15 protein-coding genes, 1 pseudogene and 1 riboswitch are annotated in these 19,937 nt (G+C 66.5%); of the genes and pseudogenes, 15 read left to right on the top strand and 1 reads right to left on the bottom strand.

Annotation, left to right across the window (positions count from 1 at the left end; all coding sequences use genetic code 11):
* Nucleotides 1-7: 7 nt before the first annotated feature.
* The 15 genes and pseudogenes from EVU97_RS12140 to EVU97_RS12210 all read left to right on the top strand — a co-directional run bounded on the left by EVU97_RS12140 (nt 8) and on the right by EVU97_RS12210 (nt 19,438).
* On the top strand, nt 8-1,024 hold the full coding sequence (locus EVU97_RS12140) for an NADP-dependent oxidoreductase (protein ID WP_129666149.1): 1,017 nt from the start codon (nt 8-10) through the stop codon (nt 1,022-1,024).
* Nucleotides 1,025-1,032: 8 nt separating this feature from the next.
* Nucleotides 1,033-1,410: a nuclear transport factor 2 family protein gene (locus EVU97_RS12145; RefSeq protein ID WP_047310707.1), complete on the top strand. Its 378-nt coding sequence runs from the start codon at nt 1,033-1,035 to the stop codon at nt 1,408-1,410.
* A gap of 293 nt (nt 1,411-1,703) precedes the next feature.
* Nucleotides 1,704-1,808: pseudogene (locus EVU97_RS15460) on the top strand (NADP-dependent oxidoreductase); the annotation flags it as partial.
* Nucleotides 1,809-2,781: 973 nt separating this feature from the next.
* Nucleotides 2,782-3,363, top strand: a complete 582-nt coding sequence (locus EVU97_RS12155; protein ID WP_129666151.1) for a M15 family metallopeptidase — start codon at nt 2,782-2,784, stop codon at nt 3,361-3,363.
* A gap of 34 nt (nt 3,364-3,397) precedes the next feature.
* Nucleotides 3,398-4,654, top strand: coding sequence for an FAD-binding protein (locus EVU97_RS12160; RefSeq protein WP_129666153.1), 1,257 nt, complete (start codon nt 3,398-3,400; stop codon nt 4,652-4,654).
* 87 nt (nt 4,655-4,741) lie between these two features.
* Complete coding sequence (locus EVU97_RS12165; protein WP_129666155.1) at nt 4,742-6,136, top strand: FAD-binding oxidoreductase; 1,395 nt, start codon at nt 4,742-4,744, stop codon at nt 6,134-6,136.
* On the top strand, nt 6,133-7,434 hold the full coding sequence (locus EVU97_RS12170) for a cyclopropane-fatty-acyl-phospholipid synthase family protein (protein ID WP_129666157.1): 1,302 nt from the start codon (nt 6,133-6,135) through the stop codon (nt 7,432-7,434). Before EVU97_RS12165 ends, EVU97_RS12170 begins: the two co-directional genes overlap by 4 nt.
* 160 nt (nt 7,435-7,594) lie before the next feature.
* Complete coding sequence (locus tag EVU97_RS12175; protein WP_129666159.1) at nt 7,595-12,388, top strand: type ISP restriction/modification enzyme; 4,794 nt, start codon at nt 7,595-7,597, stop codon at nt 12,386-12,388.
* Between the two features lie 605 nt (nt 12,389-12,993).
* Nucleotides 12,994-13,109: riboswitch (SAM riboswitch) on the top strand.
* A gap of 15 nt (nt 13,110-13,124) precedes the next feature.
* Nucleotides 13,125-14,009 (top strand): TauD/TfdA family dioxygenase, encoded by an 885-nt coding sequence (locus EVU97_RS12180; protein WP_129666161.1) that lies wholly within the window; start codon nt 13,125-13,127, stop codon nt 14,007-14,009.
* Nucleotides 14,010-14,053: 44 nt separating this feature from the next.
* Nucleotides 14,054-14,641, top strand: coding sequence for a GNAT family N-acetyltransferase (locus tag EVU97_RS12185; RefSeq protein ID WP_240730224.1), 588 nt, complete (start codon nt 14,054-14,056; stop codon nt 14,639-14,641).
* 117 nt (nt 14,642-14,758) lie between these two features.
* On the top strand, nt 14,759-17,020 hold the full coding sequence (locus EVU97_RS12190; RefSeq protein ID WP_205744907.1) for a carbon starvation CstA family protein: 2,262 nt from the start codon (nt 14,759-14,761) through the stop codon (nt 17,018-17,020).
* On the top strand, nt 17,013-17,246 hold the full coding sequence (locus EVU97_RS12195; RefSeq protein ID WP_129666163.1) for a YbdD/YjiX family protein: 234 nt from the start codon (nt 17,013-17,015) through the stop codon (nt 17,244-17,246). The genes EVU97_RS12190 and EVU97_RS12195 overlap by 8 nt, the downstream gene beginning before the upstream one ends.
* Before the next feature lie 126 nt (nt 17,247-17,372).
* On the top strand, nt 17,373-17,924 hold the full coding sequence (locus tag EVU97_RS12200; RefSeq protein ID WP_129666165.1) for a hypothetical protein: 552 nt from the start codon (nt 17,373-17,375) through the stop codon (nt 17,922-17,924).
* Between the two features lie 106 nt (nt 17,925-18,030).
* Entirely contained in the window at nt 18,031-18,267 is a 237-nt protein-coding gene (locus tag EVU97_RS12205) for a YbdD/YjiX family protein (protein ID WP_129666167.1), read from the top strand.
* Between the two features lie 739 nt (nt 18,268-19,006).
* Nucleotides 19,007-19,438 carry a pyrimidine dimer DNA glycosylase/endonuclease V gene (locus tag EVU97_RS12210; RefSeq protein WP_047310698.1) on the top strand — a complete coding sequence of 144 codons (432 nt, stop codon included), beginning with the start codon at nt 19,007-19,009 and terminating at the stop codon, nt 19,436-19,438.
* A 31-nt stretch (nt 19,439-19,469) separates the two neighbouring features.
* Here the strand turns inward: EVU97_RS12210 and EVU97_RS15140 are convergent, their stop codons facing one another.
* The gene (locus EVU97_RS15140; protein ID WP_187036339.1) at nt 19,470-19,805 is read right to left on the bottom strand and encodes a hypothetical protein; all 336 of its coding nucleotides are present in this window, start codon (nt 19,803-19,805) and stop codon (nt 19,470-19,472) included.
* Between the last annotated feature and the right edge of the window lie 132 nt (nt 19,806-19,937).

A 19,937-nucleotide genomic window follows, 5' to 3' on the forward strand; every position in this document is an offset into this window, starting at 1 on the left:
TGAAGGCATGACTTTCGACAAGGCCCGCATCATCGTTCTCGCGTCGCGCCCGGAGGGTGCTCCGACGGCCGACAACTTCCGTCTCGAGGAGCGCGAACTGCCCGCGCTCGGTGACGGTGAGCTGCTCGTGCGCAACGTCGTGATGAGCGTCGACCCGTACATGCGTGGGCGCATGAACGACGTGAAGTCGTACGTTCCGCCGTTCCAGATCGACGAGCCGCTCGACGGTGGCGCGGTCGGTGAGGTCGTCGAGTCGAAGGCCGACGGGTTCGCCGCGGGCGACCTCGTGCTGCACGGTCTCGGCTGGCGCGACCTCGCGGTCGTCCCGGCGAAGGGCGCGCGCAAGGTGGAGCGGGAGATCGACGGCGTCGAGATCTCGCCGTCCACGTACCTCGGCGTGCTGGGCATGCCGGGCATCACCGCGTACGGCGGCCTGCTGCGCACGGCCGAGTTCAAGCCGGGCGACGCGGTCTTCGTCTCGGGCGCGGCGGGTGCCGTCGGTTCGCTCGTGGGGCAGATCGCGAAGCTCGAGGGCGCGTCGCGCGTCATCGGTTCGGCCGGTTCGCCGGAGAAGGTTGAGCGCGCCAAGGAGAGCGGCTTCGACGCGGCGTTCAACTACAAGGACGGCGACGTGCGTCGTCAGCTCAAGGACGCGGCGCCCGACGGTATCGACGTGTACTTCGACAACGTGGGCGGCGACCACCTCGAGGCGGCCATCTCGGCCCTCAACCTCAACGGGCGCATCGCGATGTGTGGCGCCATCGCGCAGTACAACTCGGCAGAGCCGCCAGCTGCGCCGCGCAACCTGGCCCTCATGATCGGAAAGCGCCTCACGATGCGCGGGTTCATCCAGGCCGACCACCGCGACCTCGTGCCCGAGTTCCAGGAGAAGATGGCGCGCTGGATCGGCTCCGGCGAGGTCACGTGGGACGAGACGGTTGTCGAGGGGCTCGAGAACGCGCCGCAGGCGTTCATGGATCTGCTCACCGGCGGCAACACCGGCAAGATGGTCGTCACGATCTGAGGCCCACCGTGTCGAACCTGAGCGAAGAACGCCTCGTCACATTGGAGCACCGCGGTTGGCAGGCGCTGTGTTCGCGCACGGGTGCTGACTTCTACGGCCGCCTTATGACCGATGACGGCGTCATGCTCCTGGCGGGCGGGCTCCTGCTCGATCGCGGCGGGGTGGTCGAGTCGCTCGACGGCGCGCCGCCGTGGTCGATGTACGAGCTCAGCAACGTGAAGCTGCTACCCCTCGGCGCATCGGCTGCCGCGCTGACGTACCGCGCCACGGCACGTCGCGGGGACGACGAGCCGTTCACCGCGCTCATGACGAGCGTTTATCGGCTCGTCGACGACGAACCGCGCCTGGCGCTCTACCAGCAGACAGTTGCGCCGCTGCACTCGTGAATCGGGTTAATGCGTCGCATGGGCAGTAGCGCTGTCTCGCTACTGCTCCGATGAAGGTTCCGAGGGCCGCCACGACATCCCGAAGTCGCGTGCCAGGCGAACCGCTTCCGATCCCAGAGGTGACGCTCGGCGGAGGAGCGTTCCGCGGCGGCCGAACGCAGTTCACGGGAGCACGCGGGTCGACCTCGTCGTTCGGGCTGGGCTCCTAGGTCTCGAATCGGGTGGTCAGTTCGTCGGCGTGCTCCAGAATCTTGTCAACTGAGCGGGGCATCTTCGTCACCTCGCAATGTCTCGTGACCGAAGACGAGACGGTTGTCGAGGGGCTGGAGAACGCGCCGCAGGCGTTCATGGATCTGCTCACCGGCGGCAACACCGGCAAGATGGTCGTCACGATCTGAGGCCCGCCAGCCATGGGTGTCGACACGAACTTGTCACCGGGGGCTGTCTGAAGGATTCGTGCGCTTCGGGCTGATTGTCGGTGCAGGGGGTATAACGTCACGCCAAGAGCGAGATCTCCGTCACGCACCGTGGCGGCAACGTCTTCCACGGGGGCGTCGAAGATCGGTGCCTTCGGGCATCGCGCAGCGTCGTGTGGGCGACTCTGTGGTGGCCGGGATTCTCGGCGCTCGCGCTGCCTGACGAGCCCGTCGTCCGTCGCCGGCCACCACCTCGGTCGCCTCGCGAGCGGGCATGCCTGAATCCTGGAGAACTGCATGATCCTCGCCAACCCCCGCAGCTTCGTTGTGGCCGTGACGCTCGCCCTCGGGGGCACGGTCGCGGGGAGCGCCGCCGTCAGCCTCGCGGCGCCCGCCGCGACCTCCACCACGGTGACCCGCTCCACGTTCCAGACCACGAATGTGCGCACGAGCCCGGCCACGAGCTCCGTCCTCGTCGGCAAGATGCCCGTTGGCACAACGGTCACCGGCACGCTTTCCCACGGCTGGGTCAAGATCAGCACCCCCAGCAAGTACGCGGGCAGGTACGTCAAGGACAGCGTTCTCGCGAGGACGACGGCCACTGCCCCGCCGGCCAAGAAGCCGAGCCTCCCCGCGCCGACCGGCACGCCGGCCTGGGTCGGGTACGCCAAGACCTACCTGTACAACAGCGCCGGAACCCAGCTGACCACGATCCCCGTGAACACCAAGGTCACCCGGCAATATTGCCGGCACCAAGCTGTTCAAGATCACCGGCGGGCCCTACAACGGCAAGTACCTGCGCAACATCGACCTGCTGTGGACCGACCCGCTGCGGTCCGGGCCCACCGCACTCGGCACGAACAAAGCGCCCGTCGGCATCACCGTCACCCGGTACGTCATCACGAACCGCGACCCCATCGCGGTGCGCTCGGCGGCGATAACGCACTCCAAGCTCGTGGCGTACATCCCGAAGGGCACCGCACTCAAGGGCAAGTACGTGAGCGACGACTGGTTCAGGATCACCTCCGGCGCTCACACGGGTCGCTACGTCTCGTCGGCCCTCATCTACGCGACCAACGCCATGTCCGCGTACAACGGCGTCGCGAAGAAGAACGACATGTGCGCCCTGCCCTCTTGGACCCAGACGAACTGGGCCCCCACGCAGCCCCGGTTCCTGGCGTGCCCGGCCGCGAAGTCGTTCGTCGAGATGAACGCGGCCTTCCGCGCTCAGTACGGCTACGACATCAAGATCGGCGAGGCCTACCGCGACCTGACGACGCAGCAGAAGTACGCCGGCTTCCTCGGATACCCCCGGGCTGCCCGGCCGGGCACGTCCAACCACGGGATGGGCGTGGCCATCGATCTGGAGACCCGCAGCAGCAGCGCCATGTCCGGCACTCCGTATCGCTCCGGCTTCGGTGGCCCGTACGACACGTGGATCACCGCTCACGGCAAGGAGTACGGCTGGGACCGGCCCGCCTACCTCGACCGGAACGGCTCGAATCCCGAGTCCTGGCACTACAACTTCATCGGCTGATCTCACCCTCGGCCCGCGGGTATAGCGTCGTTTCATGAGCGAGATCCCCGTGACGAACTGGGCCGGAAACGTCGTCTACGAAGCCAGTGAGCGCCTCGCTCCCACGAGCGTCGAGCAGGTGCAGGACGCGGTGCGCGCGGCTCGAGCGTCGGGCAAGCGGCTGCGGGTCGTCGGCACCCGCCACTGCTTCAACGCCATGGCCGACACCGACGGCGTCCACGTCACCCTGCGCGACCTGCCGCGCCGCGTCGAGGTGACGAACGAGGGCACCGCGTGGGTCGACGGCGGCATCACCTACGCCGAGGCGAACGCGGCGCTCGCCGAGCACGGGTTGGCGCTCGCGAACCTCGCGTCGCTGCCGCACATCACCATCGCCGGCGCCATCGCGACGGCGACGCACGGCTCCGGCGTCACGCAGCCGAGCCTTGCGTCCGCGGTGCGTTCCCTCACGCACGTCACGGCCGACGGCGATCTGCGCATCGTGCGTCGCGGTGACGCAGGTTTTGCGCACTACCCCGTGCACCTGGGGCTGTTCGGGCCGATCGTCGAGCTCGAACTCGACGTCGTGCCCGCGTTCGAGATCGCGACGACGGTGTACGAGGGCCTCGACTACGCGGCCGCCGTCGAGCACTTCGACACGCTCGTCGGCGAGCTGTACTCGTTCAGCCTCGCCCCGAACTGGCAGGACGGTGGTCGCGCGCTCCTGTTCGCCAAGCGTCGCGGCGGTGACGCCGCGCCGGCTGAGATCCTCGGAGCCCGCGCCGCCACGAGTGCGCGTCATCCCTCGCCGGGTGCCGACCCCGTGGCCGTCACGGAGCAACTCGGAGTGGCCGGGCCGAGCTACGAGCGCCTCACGCACTTCCGCTCCGAGTTCGAGCCGAGCGTGGGGGAGGAGGTGCAGTCGGAGTACCTCGTGCCGCGCGAGCACGCCCGTGCCGCACTGTCAGCGCTGCCGCAGTTCGCCGACGTCTTCGCCACGCTGGCGCACTCGATGGAGATTCGCGCCGTCGCCGGTGACCACCTGTCGCTCAGCCCGATGCGCGGCGCGGACGTCGTCGCGGTGCACATCACGTGGCACCGCGACCCGGACGCCGTCATGCGCTTCCTGCCTCGGTTGGAGGCTGCGCTCGAGCCGTTCGACGCGCGCCCGCACTGGGGCAAGCTCTACGCCACGTCGCGCGAGCGGATGCTCGAACTCATCCCGGCGCTGCCGGAGGTGGATGCCGAGGCGCGCGGTCTCGACCCCGACGGGATGTTCCGCAACGCGTGGAGCGAAACCCTGTTCGGGTAGACACCCCAGGGCGTGAGCACCGTCTCATCCGCGGGAGGTCGCGGATAATCTGGGGCCGGGTGTAGCGTCAGAACGTGAGGTACTTCGGTGTTCAATAGAAATTCTCAGACCGCGCGTCCGGTCGGAGTCGAGGCTCACGAGCGGGCTGTTTCGCGCCTGCGAGAGTCCTTCGCCGCGCTCGGCCCGGACGAGACGGTGCGCCTCGCGAAGAAGACCTCGAACCTCTTCCGTCCACGCGAGCGCGCCACCCGCGGGCTCGACGTCGAGGGCCTCGTCGGCGTCATCAGCATCGACGCCGAAGCGCGCACCGCCGACGTCCAGGGCATGTGCACGTACGAGAACCTTGTCGACGTCACGCTTCAGCACGGCCTCATGCCGTTCGTCGTGCCGCAGCTGCGCACCATCACGCTCGGCGGTGCGGTGACGGGCCTGGGCATCGAGTCGACGTCGTTCCGCAACGGACTGCCGCACGAATCCGTCCTTGAGATGGACGTGTTCACGGGGGAGGGCACGATCGTCACGGCGACGCCGACGAACGAGCACGCCGACCTCTTCCGGGCCTTCCCGAACAGCTACGGCAGCCTCGGCTATGCGACGCGCCTGCGCATCGAGCTCGCGCCGATCGGCGACCTCGTCGAGACGCGCAACGTCCGCTTCGATTCCGCCCGGGCGATGACGGAGGCGATCGAGCGCATCGTCGCGGACGAGGTGTGGGAGGGCGAGCGCGTCGACGGCCTCGACGGCATGATCGTCTCGCCGGGCGAGTGCTACCTCGTCCTCGCGAACTTCTTCCCCGACGTTCGCCGTCACCCGAGCGATTACACCGGTCAGCGCATCTTCTACCGCAGCATCGAAGAGCTGGACCGCGACACCCTCACGGCGCACGACTACATCTGGCGCTGGGACACGGACTGGTTCTGGTGCTCCAACGCGTTCGGTGTGCAGAACCCGACGGTCCGCCGGCTGTGGCCGAGCAAGTACCGCCGCAGCGACGTATTCCACCGCATTGTCGGCTTCGAGAACCGCTACGGCGTGGCCGCGAAGATCGACTCGATGCGCGGCGAGCTACCGCGTGAGCGCGTCGTCCAGGACGTCGAGGTGCCGCTCGAGGAACTCGTGAACTTCACGCCGTGGTTCGACGAGCACGTCGGCATGACGCCGGTGTGGGTCTGCCCGCTGCGTTTGCGCGGCGATCAGGCGTGGCCCCTGTACCGGCTCGAGCCGAACCGCACCTACGTCAATGTCGGGTTCTGGGGCACGGTGGCCATCGAGCCCGGCCGCGCGGACGGCGACGTCAACCGCGACATCGAGGCCGTGCTGCCCACGATGGGCGGTCACAAGTCGCTGTACTCCGACGTCTACTACGACGCTCAGACCTTCGAAGACCTCTACGGCGCGGACGAATACCGCCGTATGAAGTCGATGTACGACCCCTCGGGACGACTGCCCGAATTCGCAGACAAGGTAAGGACCCACGCATGACCACGCCGACCGGCGCACCCCTCGTTCAGCAGGCCGTCACCGCGGTGCTCGAGGAGCCGCTGCCGATGCGCCTCACCGCGTACGACGGCACCGACGTCGGGCCGAAGGACGCTGCGATCCAGCTGCGGATCGAGAACGAGGAGGGGCTGCGCTACCTCCTCACAGCGCCCGGCGACCTGGGGCTCGCTCGCGCGTACCTCACGGGCACGCTGACGGGGACGGGCTTCTCCGAGGGCGACCCCTACGAGGTGTTCAGCCTCATCAAGCGCGATCTGCGCGTGAAGGATCTGGGCAAGCGTGACGCGGCGTCGGTGCTCGCGCCGATCGTCAAGGCGCTGGGGACGAAGGCGCTCAAGCACCCGCCGTTGCCGGAGATCGAGAGCCAGCCGCGCTGGAAGCGTCACCTCGCGAAGGTGAACCCGATGTCGCGGGCGGCCGATTCGATCAGCTACCACTACGACGTCTCGAACGCGTTCTACGAGAAGGTGCTCGGCCCGTCGATGGCGTACACGTGTGCCGTCTACGACGCGGCGACGGATTCGCTGGAGGAGGCGCAGGAGCGAAAGTTCGCGCTCGTGGCGGACAAGCTCGACCTGCAGCCGGGCGATCGGTTGCTCGACGTCGGCTGCGGCTGGGGCGGCATGGCGATCCACGCGGCGCGCGAGCGTGGCGTGAGTGTGCTCGGTGTGACGCTGAGCCGCGAGCAGGCGGAGTGGGGCCAGCGCGCGGTGCGCGAGGCGGGCCTTGAGCACCTCGTCGAGATTCGCCACAGCGACTACCGCGACGTGACGGAGACGGGCTTCGACAAGGTGAGCTCGATCGGCCTGACGGAGCACATCGGCGTGAAGAACTACCACGACTACTTCACGTTCCTGCACTCGAAGCTGCGTGACGGCGGGCGTCTGCTCAACCACTGCATCACGCGTCGTGACGACACGGCGTCGGCGCGCCCGGAGCCGTTCACGGACCGCTACGTGTTCCCCGATGGGGAGCTCGCGTCGCCGGGGCGCCTCATCGCGGAGTGCCACGACGCCGGGTTCGAGGTGCAGCACGACGAGAACCTGCGCCTGTCGTACGCGCACACGCTCGCCGCGTGGTGCCACAACCTCGAGGCGAACTGGGATTTCTGCGTCGGTGAAGCGGGGCTGCCCACCGCTCGTGTGTGGGGCATCTACATGGCCGGCTCGCGTCTGGCGTTCGAGGAGGGCTGGCTGCACCTGCACCAGGTGCTCGCGACGAAGACGACGGAGAACGGCGACAACGGCGGCTACCCGCTCGGCTCGCACTGGCGGGCCTGAGCCCGCTCCGCATCGACGAACGTAACGCGGCGCCTGCCTCTGTGAAGAGGCAGGCGCCGCGTCGTCAGGTGTGTCAGGCGGCGCCCATTCCTATAACGCGGAAAGAGAATTCGGAGCGTCTTGGTCTGGTGGAGTAAGCGCAACTGCCAAGATTGGCCCCATGTCTGTCACGGTGCATGAGGTTCTCGACGATCTGCGCGAGAAGGCGACGTCTGAGCGCGACAAGGGCTCGCGGTTCGAGCAGCTCATGGCGGCGTACTTGCAGACGGATCCGTTGTTCGCCGATCAGTTCTCTGACGTGTGGTTGTGGCAGGACTGGCCAGGGCGTGACGGCAAGAGTGATACGGGCATCGACCTCGTCGCCGTCGACCGGGTGACGGGGGAGAACGTCGCCATCCAGTGCAAGTTCTACGCCGAGAATCACACGGTGTCGAAGGGCGATATCGTCTCGTTCCTGTCGGCGTCGGGCACGTCGAAGTTCGGGCAGCGGATCATTGTCGATACGGGCGCGGCGTGGGGGAAGAACGCTGAGGACACCATCCGTGATCAGGCCGTCGCGGTGCGCCGCATCAGCCTCGCGGACCTGCAGGAGTCGAACGTCGACTGGGCGAAGTTCTCCTGGTCGGCGCCGGACACCCTCCCGACGGTGGGCAAGAAGAACCCGCGCCCGCATCAGCGCACCGCGATCGACAAGGTCATCGACGGGTTGAAGACGCATGATCGCGGCAAGCTCATCATGGCGTGCGGTACGGGTAAGACGTTCACGTCGTTGCGTCTGGCTGAGCAGCAGGTCGGCGTGGGTGGCAGTGTGTTGTTCCTCGTGCCGTCTATCTCCCTGTTGAGTCAGACGGTGCGTGAGTGGGCGGCGAATGCCGAGGTGCCGCTCGACATGATTGCGATCTGTTCGGATCCGAAGTCGACGAGTCGTTCGAACGCGGTCGAGGACATCTCTGCGGTGGACGTCGCGTTGCCTGCGTCGACGAACAACGCTGTGGTGCAGGAGCGATGGGCGCGTGCGGCCGAGCGTTCCGAATCGATGACGGTGGTGTTCTCGACGTATCAGTCGATCGACGTCGTCGCTGCCGCGCAGAAGCATGGCGGGTTCGGAGCGTTCGATCTCGTCGTCTGCGACGAGGCGCACCGCACGACGGGTGTGAGCGTCGCGGGGCAGGACGAGTCCGCGTTCGTGCGCGTGCACAACGACGATGTCATCAAGGGCGTCAAGCGTCTCTACATGACGGCGACGCCTCGCATCTTCGGGGAGGACTCGAAAAAGAAGGCACTCGATGGCGCAGCGGAGCTCGCGTCGATGGACGACGAGGCGAAGTTCGGACCGGAGTTGCACCGCCTCGGGTTCGGGGAAGCGGTCGAGAAGAACCTGCTTACCGATTACCGCGTCGTCATCCTCGCTGTCGACGAGGAGTACGTGAGCAAGAACTTCCAGTCCGAACTTGCGCAGGATGGCGAGATCCAGCTCGGCGATGCCGCACGCATGGTCGGGTGTTGGCAGGGGCTCGCGAAGCACTTCGACACGGTCGAGGGGGAGAGCCTCGCGCCGATGAAGCGCGCGGTGGCGTTCGCGAAGGACATCAAGACGTCCAAGGCGATCGCTCAGGCCTTCCCTGATGTCGTCAACAAGCACGTTGCTGCCGTGGATCTGCCTGATGACGACACCTCGGACCAGTCGATCTCGCTGCGCATCGAGATCAAGCACGTCGACGGCTCGTTCAATGCGCTGGCTCGTAACGAGCGTCTCGACTGGCTCAAGGCCGAGCCGGCCGACAACACGTGCCGCATCCTGACGAACGCCCGATGCCTGAGCGAGGGCGTGGACGTGCCGAACCTCGACGCGGTGCTCTTCCTCACGCCGCGCTCGTCCGAGGTGGACGTCGTGCAGTCCGTCGGCCGTGTGATGCGCAAGGCACCGGGCAAGGAGTACGGCTACATCATCCTGCCGGTGGCCGTGCCGGCCGGGACGCCGCCGGAGCAGGCCCTCAACGACAACAAGAAGTACGCCACCGTGTGGCAGGTCCTGCGCGCGCTGCGTGCCCATGACGACCGATTCACCTCGACCGTCAACCAGATCGAACTGAACAAGAAGAAGCCGACGAAGAAGATCGGCATCGCCGGCATCGACCGTGACGGCAACGTCCACACGCCCGACGAGGAGACGACACAGGGCGAGCTCGACCTCATCTGGGGTGAGTGGTCGGACGCGATCTACGCGAAGATCGTGCAGAAGGTCGGCGAGCGTCGTTATTGGGAATCGTGGGCTACCGATGTGGCCAAGATCGCCGAGCAGCACATCACTCGCATCAACGGCATCCTCACCGACTCGAGCAGCCCGGCCACCATCGAGTTCGACCGGTTCCTCGAGGGCCTGCGCGGCAACCTCAACGAGGGCATCACGCGTGATGATGCGGTGGAGATGCTCGCGCAGCACCTCATCACTCGCCCGGTGTTCGAGGCTCTGTTCGGCGGGTACGACTTCGCCGAGCACAACCCTGTCGCGCAGGCGATGGAGAAGATGCTCGAACTCCTCGACGAGCATTCCCTCGACACGGAGAACTCAGGCCTCGAAGGGTTCTACACGAGCGTCCGTTCGCGCGTGGAGGGCATCGACAACGCTGAAGGGCGTCAGCGCATCATCGTCGAGTTGTACGACAAGTTCTTCGCGACGGCGTTCAAGCGGACCGTCGACAAGCTCGGTATCGTCTACACCCCCGTCGAGATCGTCGACTTCATCCTGCGCTCGGCCGACGTCGTGCTGCGCGAACACTTCGGACAGACGCTGAGTGATGAGGGCGTACACATCCTCGACGGGTTCGTCGGCACGGGCACGTTCATCGTGCGCCTGCTGCAGCTCGGGCTCATCGAACCGCACGACCTGGCGCGCAAGTACGCCAGCGAGTTGCACGCCAACGAGATCCTGCTGCTCGCGTACTACATCGCCGCCGTCAACATCGAGACGACGTATCAGGACTTGCGCGGGTCGCTGGAGCAGCCGACGGACTACGAGCCGTTCGAGGGGCTGATCCTTACCGACACGTTCCAGTCGTGGGAGAACGACGACCGTCTCGACACCGAAGTGTTCGTGCAGAACAACGAGCGCCTGGAGAAGCTCAAGAAGCTCGATATCCAGGTGATTGTGGGCAACCCGCCGTACTCGTCGGGGCAGGACTCGGCGAACGACAACAACGCGAACGAGAAGTACCCCGACCTCGACGCCGCGATCCGTGATACCTACGCCGCAAAGTCGAGTGCGACGAACAAGAACTCGCTGTACGACTCCTACATCCGCGCCATCAAGTGGGCGAGCCTGCGGATCAAGGACCGCGGCGTCATCGCGTACGTGACGAATGGTGGCTGGCTGGATTCGAACACCGCCGACGGGATGCGCAAGAGCCTCGCCGAGGAGTTCAGCGACATCTACGTCTACAACCTGCGCGGCAACGCACGCACTGCAGGCGAACAGCGCAAGAAGGAGGCAGGCAACGTATTTGCCGCCGGTGGTAGAACGACTGCGGCCGTACTGGTGGTGGTAAAGGACCCTGCCAAGTCGGGCTCCGCGACGATCCACTACACCGACATCGGCGACTACCTCACCCGCGAGCAGAAGCTTGCCAGAGTCGCCAAAGCAGTCGATGTCAAGGGACTCGGAGCCGTGACCATCGCCCCGAACGCGCATGGCGACTGGCTCAACCAGCGCCGCGACGACTTTGAGGCGTTCCTGCCCCTTGCGGCGGACCAGGGTCCGCGAGGAATCTTTCAGGTCGGAAGGCCAGGTGTTCAGAGCAACCGGGACGCTTGGGTCTATAACGCGGGCAGAAAGCGCATTGCGCTTGCCATGCGCCGTGCCGTCCAGACGTATGAAGAAGCCCTCGCTGGCGAGCGGTCCTACGACCCGGCCAGAATCAAGTGGTCCTCTTCTCTTGAATCGCGTTTGGCCCGCGGACAACGCATCGGATTCGACCCCGGCCGCCTAGGGCACGCGATGTACCGCCCCTTCGAAAAGGCCAATCTGGTGATCGACCCCGACTGGTTACACCGTCCAGGAATCCTCCCAGTTTCCTTCCCAGTTCCCAATGTTGACAATTTGGGAATCGTGACGATGGGCCCGCGGGACGTTGCTCTTCCCGCAGTCCAGATGCTCGATTGCGTCCCCGACACAGCGTTGTTCGGTTATGCGACCCAGTTCGTGCCCCGGTACCGCTACGAGAAGGTCGATGCTGACGAAGGCATGCTGTCGCTCGGCACCTCAGCCGCACACGACGTCGTCGACGGATACCGCCGCATCGACAACATCACCGATGAGGCGCTGACGAGGTTCCAGGCGGCGTACGGAACCTCGATCACGAAGGACGACATCTTCTTCTACGTCTACGGGCTGCTGCACTCGCCCGACTACCGCGAGACGTACGCGGCGGACTTGAAGAAGGTGCTGCCGCGTATCCCGCTCGTCGAAGAAGCGCAGCCGTTCATCGACGCAGGGCGCAAGCTCTCGGAGCTGCACCTCGGATACGAGACCGTGGAGCCGTATCCACTCCCGGGCCTCGGCGCGCAGCCTGCCGGCGGTCAGGACCCGTACGCGTTCTACGCCGTCGGCGACAAGAAGATGCGCTTCGGGAAGCCGTCGCCCGAACAGAAGGCCGCGGGTGAGCGCCACGACCGCGCGACGATCCACTACAACTCGCGTATCACCCTCGCGGGCATCCCGCAGGAGGCGTACCGCTACATGCTGGGCTCACGTTCGGCGATCGAGTGGATCATTGATCGCTACTACATCAAGACGGACAAGGCCTCGGGCATCGTCAACGACCCGAACGACTGGTCGAAGGAAGTCGGCGACCCGCGGTACATCATCGACCTCCTAGCCCGCATCGTCACAGTGAGCCTCGGAACGATGAAAATTGTCGACTCCCTCCCTTTCTTGAAGGTTAAGTCGCAGCCATGAAAGTGACCGGCAAGATCCAGGATGAGAGTGTCAGTTGCGCTCTGGCAGGTGAAAAGTTTGACGGGCACTCCTGCACTCGAACAGCTCGGGGCTTTAGGGGTGTCATTGCGGATGGAACCGTGTGATGGGCCAGGCCTGGAAGGTCTCCGGCCCTCGCCTTTGGCTAGAGATGCCGGGCGAGAAGGAGGCACACCTCGCGGATAGGGGCTGTGAGCCAGGCAAGGTTCGTTGCGGTGTGGCCATTGTGAGCGCGGTTGCCGCGCTTTCACGGATGTCGCGGTGCAGGGAGTGCTTGCGCTTGGCTGGCCATGGAAGGCCATCGAAAGCGAAGCGAGCGGTTCTGCCCGGCCGCGGGTACGGAGTGCCAAAGGCGGCCGTTCGGATCGTTGGCGGGGGTGCGCCAGGATCGAAGCGTTGAAGTGGGAGTCGTCGCCGGTAGGGGCCCCTCGTCGGAGCTCCCTAGTGAGCGACGATCGGAAGGCGATCGACTGCGGGTGTCCAGGTTGCCCGCGACAACAGCACGACCTTCCGTTAGATCCCGCGATGCGGACACTCACCAACCAATAACTGTTCGTTCTGCGAAGCCTGCGCTTAAGTTATGAGTGGGTCACGAGTTCCGGCGACAAGTCTCGGCTGGCCGGACGGCAACCCTCCACTGCGGTGGGGTGCCCCGAGTAACGACCTGGCGCAACGCCGCCCGGCGTCTGCGCAAGCGCATCGAACCAAAGAGGCTGTCATGACACTTCTCGCCACCCACGCTCCCGCCACGACGCCCGGCCTGCGCATCGAGCGCCTCGGCCCGGCCCTGGGCGCCGTCATCCACGGCATCGACCTGGCGTCCATCGACGAGATCGCGGCCTTCGACATCCGCCGCGCCCTGCTCGCCCACAAGGTGCTCTTTTTCCGCGATCAGCACGGCTTCGACGACGACGCCCAGGTGCGCCTCGGCAACCTCCTCGGCGACCTGACGCCCGGCCACCCTGTCGCCGGCAACCACGAGCGCAGCGAGATCTACAACATCGATTCGAGCGACCCCGAGTTCTCCTTCTCCGATGTCTGGCACACCGACGTCACGTTCATGAAGCGGCCGCCGGCCATCAGCATCCTCCGCGCCGTGACGCTCCCGCCCTACGGCGGCGACACGTCCTGGGCCGACAGCCAGGCCGCCTACGACTCCCTCTCCGCACCCTTCAAGGCGCTCGCCGACCAGCTGCTCGCCGTCCACGACGGCAACCGCGAGTGGGGCGCCTTCCTCAAGAAGAACGGCGGCCACGAGTGGGAGGGCGAGATCGTCACCGAACTGCCCGCCGTCGAGCACCCCGTCGTCCGCGTCCACCCCGAGACCGGCCGCCGCGGCCTCTTCGTCAACCCCGGCTTCACGTCCCACGTCAGCGACGTCTCCGAAGCCGAATCGCGTGCCATCCTCGACGCCCTCTACGCCCACCTCACGCAGCCCGAGCACACGATCCGTCACCGCTGGGCGCCCGGCGACGTCGGCCTCTGGGACAACCGCGCCACCTCCCACTACGCCAACCGCGACTACACGAACACCCGCGTCATGCACCGCGTCACCGTGCGCGGCGACGAGCCCCGCGGCGTCGACGGCCTGCGCGCTCAGTAAGCGCAACGAAAACTGATCGACGCTCCACCGTCGGGGGTGATGAGATGACCGACATGATCGAACTCATCGCCCCCGACGCCGCGCGCTACGACGACTGGTCGGCCATGCTGCGCGAGTTTCGCGACGCCACCACCGACTCGCGCGGCGACCACTGGGTGTGCGCGGGCGGCATGGACGGCTCGGGCTTCTTCGCGGGCACCGACGTCGACATCACCTCCGACGGCTTTGCCGCCTACGTCGAAGACTGCGCCCGCCAGGGCAACACGATGTGGCCGCCGCACACCGGCCTCGTCCACTGCTCCTACTTCTGGATCGTCGACGACGGCGCCCTCGTCGGTCACCTCGCCCTGCGTCACGCGCTCAACGAGTTCCTCTACGAACTCGGCGGCCACATCGGCTACTCCGTGCGGCCGGCCGCTCGCGGACGCGGCATCGCGAAGGAGGCTCTGAAGCTCGGGCTCGCCGAAGCCGCCGCGCTCGACATCGCCCCCGTGCTCGTCTGCTGCGCGCAGACGAACGGCGCCTCGCGCGCCGTCATCGAGGCCTGCGGCGGGCAGCTCGAGGACGTTCGTGAAGACAGCCGTCGCTACTGGTTCGGCGACGGGCCGCGCCCCACCGGCCCCACTGCGTGACGCTCGTCCAAATTCGTGATGAAGGTGTGACCTCCACTCGCGGTGTCAAAACCCTGTGACCTACCCGACACGGCATAACGTGTCCCTGCTCACACTCACACGAAAAGGGAGGTCTTCGTGCCCGCGTCGAGCACCAAAACCCCCGAGCGCGACGGGAACACGCCCCCGGTCGCGGTCGACCTACCCCGCCAGATCACGGGACGTCAGAAGATCGTCATCGCCGTCGCGGCCGTCATCGCCGCCATCGGTTGGACGATGGTTGCGTTCGTCCGCGGCGAGCACGTCAACTCGATCTGGTTCGTCATGGCTGCCGTCGGCAGCTACGTCATCGGCTACATGCTGTACAGCCGCCTCATCCAGTACAAGGTCATCCGTCCGCGCGACGATCTCGCCACCCCGGCCGAGCAGTTCGAGAACGGCCAGGATTTCCTGCCCACCGACCGGCGCGTGCTGTTCGGTCACCACTTCGCCGCCATCGCCGGCGCCGGCCCGCTCGTCGGCCCCGTGCTCGCCGCGCAGATGGGTTACCTGCCGGGCACGCTTTGGATCATCTTCGGTGTGATCTTCGCGGGCGCCGTGCAGGACTACATGGTGCTCGCCATCTCCACGCGCCGCGGCGGTCGCAGCCTCGGCCAGATGGCCCGTGACACGCTCGGCCCGGTCGGCGGTTGGGCGGCCATGTTCGCCGTCATGACGATCATGATCATCCTGATCGCCGTGCTCGGCCTCGTCGTCGTCAACGCGCTCGCCGAGTCGCCCTGGGGTGTCTTCTCGCTCGCGATGACGATCCCGATCGCTCTCTTCATGGGGTGCTACCTGCGCTTCGTGCGCCCGGGTGCCGTCTCCGAGGTCTCGGGCATCGGCGTCGTCCTGCTGCTCCTCGCCATCGTCGCCGGTGGCTGGGTTGCCGGCACCGACTGGGGCAAGGACATGTTCACGCTGTCGCCGACGGCGCTCGCGTGGGCCATCATCATCTACGGTTTCGCCGCCGCCGTCCTTCCGGTGTGGCTGCTGCTCGCTCCGCGTGACTACCTGTCGACCTTCATGAAGGTCGGCACGATCGTGCTGCTCGCGCTCGGCATCGTCATCGCCCGACCGGCCATCGACATCCCAGCCATCACCTCGTTCGGCAAGGAGGGCAACGGCCCGGTCTTCGCCGGTTCGCTGTTCCCGTTCCTGTTCATCACGATCGCCTGTGGTGCGCTCTCCGGCTTCCACGCTCTCATATCCTCGGGCACGACGCCGAAGCTGCTGCAGAAGGAGAGCCAGGCTCGCCTCATCGGCTACGGCTCGATGCTCGTGGAGTCGTTCGTCGCGATCATGGCGCTCATCGCGGCCGCCATCATCGACCACCACCTGTACTTCGTCATGAACTCGCCCGCCGGCGTCACCGGCGGTACGCCCGAGAAGGCTGCCGCGTGGGTGAACTCGCTCGGCCTCGGCGGCGACCCGACGTCGGCCACCGAGATCGCGCAGGCCGCGAAGGACGTCGGCGAGGAGTCGGTCGTCTCCCGCACGGGTGGCGCACCGACGTTCGCCTTCGGTATGTCGAACGTGTTCTCGCAGGTCATCCCCGGCGCTTCGATGAAGCAGTTCTGGTACCACTTCGCGATCATGTTCGAGGCGCTGTTCATCCTGACGACGGTCGACGCCGGTACCCGCGTCGCGCGCTTCATGCTCTCCGACACGCTCAGCAACGTCCCGGGCCTCAAGCGCTTCCGTGAGACGTCCTGGAAGGTCGGCGCCTGGATCACGACGTTCCTCGTCGTCGCTGGCTGGGGCTCCATCCTCCTCATGGGTGTCACCGACCCGCTGGGCGGCATCAACACGCTGTTCCCGCTGTTCGGTATCGCCAACCAGCTGCTCGCCGCGGTGGCGCTGACGGTCGTGGTCGTCGTCGTCGTCAAGAGCGGCCACGTGAAGTGGGCCTGGATTCCGGGCGTTCCGCTCGCGTGGGACGTCATCGTCACGATGACGGCCAGCTACCAGAAGATCTTCTCCTCCGACCCGAAGCTCGGCTACTGGGCGCAGCACAAGGCGTTCGTCGACGCCAAGGAGAAGGGCCTGACGAGCTTCAAGACGGCCAAGACGCCGGAGGCGATCGACGCGGTCATCCGCAACACGTTCATCCAGCAGTCGCTGTCGATCCTGTTCGCGGGTCTCGTTCTCATCGTCGTCATCGCCGGTGTCATCGCCGCGATCAAGGCGGTTCGTGCGGGCGAAGCCGACGACGGCGTCACCGACGAGAAGGTGCCTTCGAAGATCTTCGCCCCGGCCGGTTTCTCGGCCACGGACGACGAGAAGGCCGTGCTCGCACAGTGGCGGGAGGCCGGGCTCGACCCCGAGGGCGCTCCCGCAGGCGGGCGGGTCCATGCCTGAGCAGGCGACGGGTGAGTGCCGTCCGGCGAAGGAGCCGGGCGGCATTCGCCGCGCCTGGGACGGATTCCGTTGGTACTGGGCCTCGGTCATGGGCGACAACCACTACGAGCGCTACCTCGCGCATCACGAACGCACCCACCCGGGCCAGACGCCGCTGACGAAGAGCGAGTACTGGCGGATGCGCACCGACGCCCAGGACCGCAACCCGCGCAGCAGGTGCTGCTGAGCGTGTGAGCCCGCGGGCTGGCTCCATGAATTGGTGACGGTTGGGGTAGATGGTGACGGCTGAACGTCACCATCTACCCCAGCCGTCACCAAGTGTGGGGCGCCGAGGCATGAGAGGGATTCAGGTGTGAGACAGATGCTGGGCAAGGAGCGGAGCCCGTACCCGCGACTCGTCGGAACGGCGCTCACGTGGGGGATCTTCACCGTGTTGTGCGCGTGGGGTCTGTTCGGCGGGTGGGCGGAGTTCGGACCGTGGGGGCGCGCCGCCCTGGCCGCACTGACGTGCGCGTTCGCCGTGCCGTGCGCCGGCTCGCTCGTCGCCTTCTTGCCGCAGGGTGACCGGTGCCGAGCAACGGCGGTCGACGGGCGGATCGTGGCCATCGAGTCCTGGTGTCTGCGCGTCGAGGGGTGTGATCTGAGACGTCCGTCGGACGACGTGTTCGACACCGACCATGCGCCGGTGTTCGCCCCGACTATGCGTGCCGACGAACGGGAGCTGGAGCGGTGGATCGTCGACGGAGAAGGCACCGTGGTGCGTCACCGCCGGGTCATGGCGATGCTCTACAACCTCGGCAAGGACGCTCCGCGGATGCTCGGACCCTGGGCAGACCTCCAACCGCCCGTTCGTGGTGGCGCCTACCTCATCCACCCCGGCGACGTGGTGCGCGAGCGCGACTGACGAGGCTCACCGCGCGCGATGCCGCGGTGTGGTCGACCGGCGTCAGGACGACGGCCGGTGGGCGTGTCCATGCCTGATCGCACGACGACGGCCGGTGGGCGTGTCCATGCCTGATCGCACGACGACGGAGTGCCGCCTGGAGCAGGAACAGCCAGACGGCCTCCGCCGTGCGTTCGGTGCGGTGCGCTGGTACTGGGCGTCCGTCATGGGCGACAACCACTACGAGCGCTACCTCGCGCATCACGAGCGCACTCACCCCGGTGAGGCTCCGATGACGAAGAAGGAGTACTGGCGCGAACGCACGGACGCGCAGGACACCAACCCGCGCAGCCGCTGCTGCTGAACGTCGCACAACGCCGGGCCCCGCAGAACCTCTGAGGTTCTGCGGGGCCGCGGCGTTTCCGCCTCGTTCAGATCACGCGCCAGGCCGGTCAATGAACGAGGTGACACGCGTCAGAGGGAATCTGCGGTGTGGAGCTGAACCCGAACTGCGGGGCCGGGGTCACGGGGGCCAGGACGCCGATCGGCTCTCCTTCCCACGAGCCGCTCAGCGTCGCCACGCGGCGAAGGTCCTCGGCGACGTAATACTCGTGCGCCCCGTGGCCTGCGGACCCGTGCTTCTGAACCCCCTCCACGAGGCGACGAGCCAGCGGGTTCGACAATCGTGCCGTCACAGGGTGGATGAGCGGTCCACGGACCAGGCGCAAGGGGTAGCCCAAGAGCCTGCGACGACCGAACGTAGCGCTAAGCCTCGACCGATCGGTGGCGATGACCCACTTCGAAGAGTTGCGCGCGACGTGAACGTCCGACAACGTGACCTGATCGAACTGGTACGTCTCGCAGACGTACGCTCCGACTTCTTCGTTGGGAGCGATGAGTTCGCGCGCCGTCCGGGTGGGCCACCATGATGTCGGCGAACGCGCCGAACGGGGAGCGCTGCCAGCACCCCACGACGAATCGGCGACTACACGGTGTGCCGACGCCCAGGATGTACCCGTCGAAGCGATGTCGGGCAGTAGAGTTCACGATTTTCCCTTCGGAGCCGAATGTCGACGGCTTAGGAGTGTCGGTAAATTCAGGGTATGCGCATATGGAGCCTTCACCCTGCCCAGCTGGACAGACGCGCTCTCGTGGCGGGATGGCGTGAGGGGCTGCTCGCGCAGAAGGTTCTCGCCGGAGAGACCACGGGGTACAGGAACCACCCGCAGCTGCTGAGGTTTCGTGCCACCGACGACCCGATCCGCGCCATCACGTCGTATCTTTGGCGACTCGCTGAGGAAGCGGATCGACGTGGCTACACGTTTCGTTCGGACAAGCTTTTGAGGCCCCTCGAGCCCTCCGTATCGCTGACGCTCGCGCAAGGGCAACTCGATTACGAGTGGGCCCATCTGTGCCGAAAGGTCGAGCAGCGAGACCCGCCGTGGTTCCGCGCGCACTTGGCCGCGAGCGCGCCGCGGCCGCATCCGATGTTCACGCTGATTCCCGGCCCCGTCGCCGAGTGGGAGATAGTCTGAGCGATGCCGGTAGCGGCCGCGCAGGCCACGCTCACCCAGCCGGTTCCTGAGATCCGATGATGCGGCTCAGAGTTCTCACGTATCCGGCACGAACGAGAGGCACCGCCAACCACGCGACGATGTCGGGCAGCCCGTGAACGCTGTACGTCTGATGCCAGTCGAGACGGCTCCCGCCATCGACGTCACTCAGGCGCACGGTGATTGTGCCACCGAACACTCGCCCGACCTTCACGATTCGAGCCTCCGCCGGCGGATCCCAGCGGTCGACGCGCATGACGTCGTCGATCGTCAGGGGCCCGAGATGCGTGCGGGCGTCGAACCGTGACCCTTCTCGCAGGCCGCTCTCGTGTCCGACTTCGGTGGGCACGAGGGTCACGGTGGTGAACGGGATCACGCGTGAGTGAATCTCGAGATCCCACAGTGCGTCCCACACGGCCGACCGAGCGTGGGCCGAACTCCGTGTGATGCGAAAGCTGGGCGGATGTCTCATAGCACCTTT

The organism is Dermacoccus sp. 147Ba, from assembly GCF_004151355.1.
Lineage (GTDB): Bacteria > Actinomycetota > Actinomycetes > Actinomycetales > Dermatophilaceae > Dermacoccus > Dermacoccus abyssi.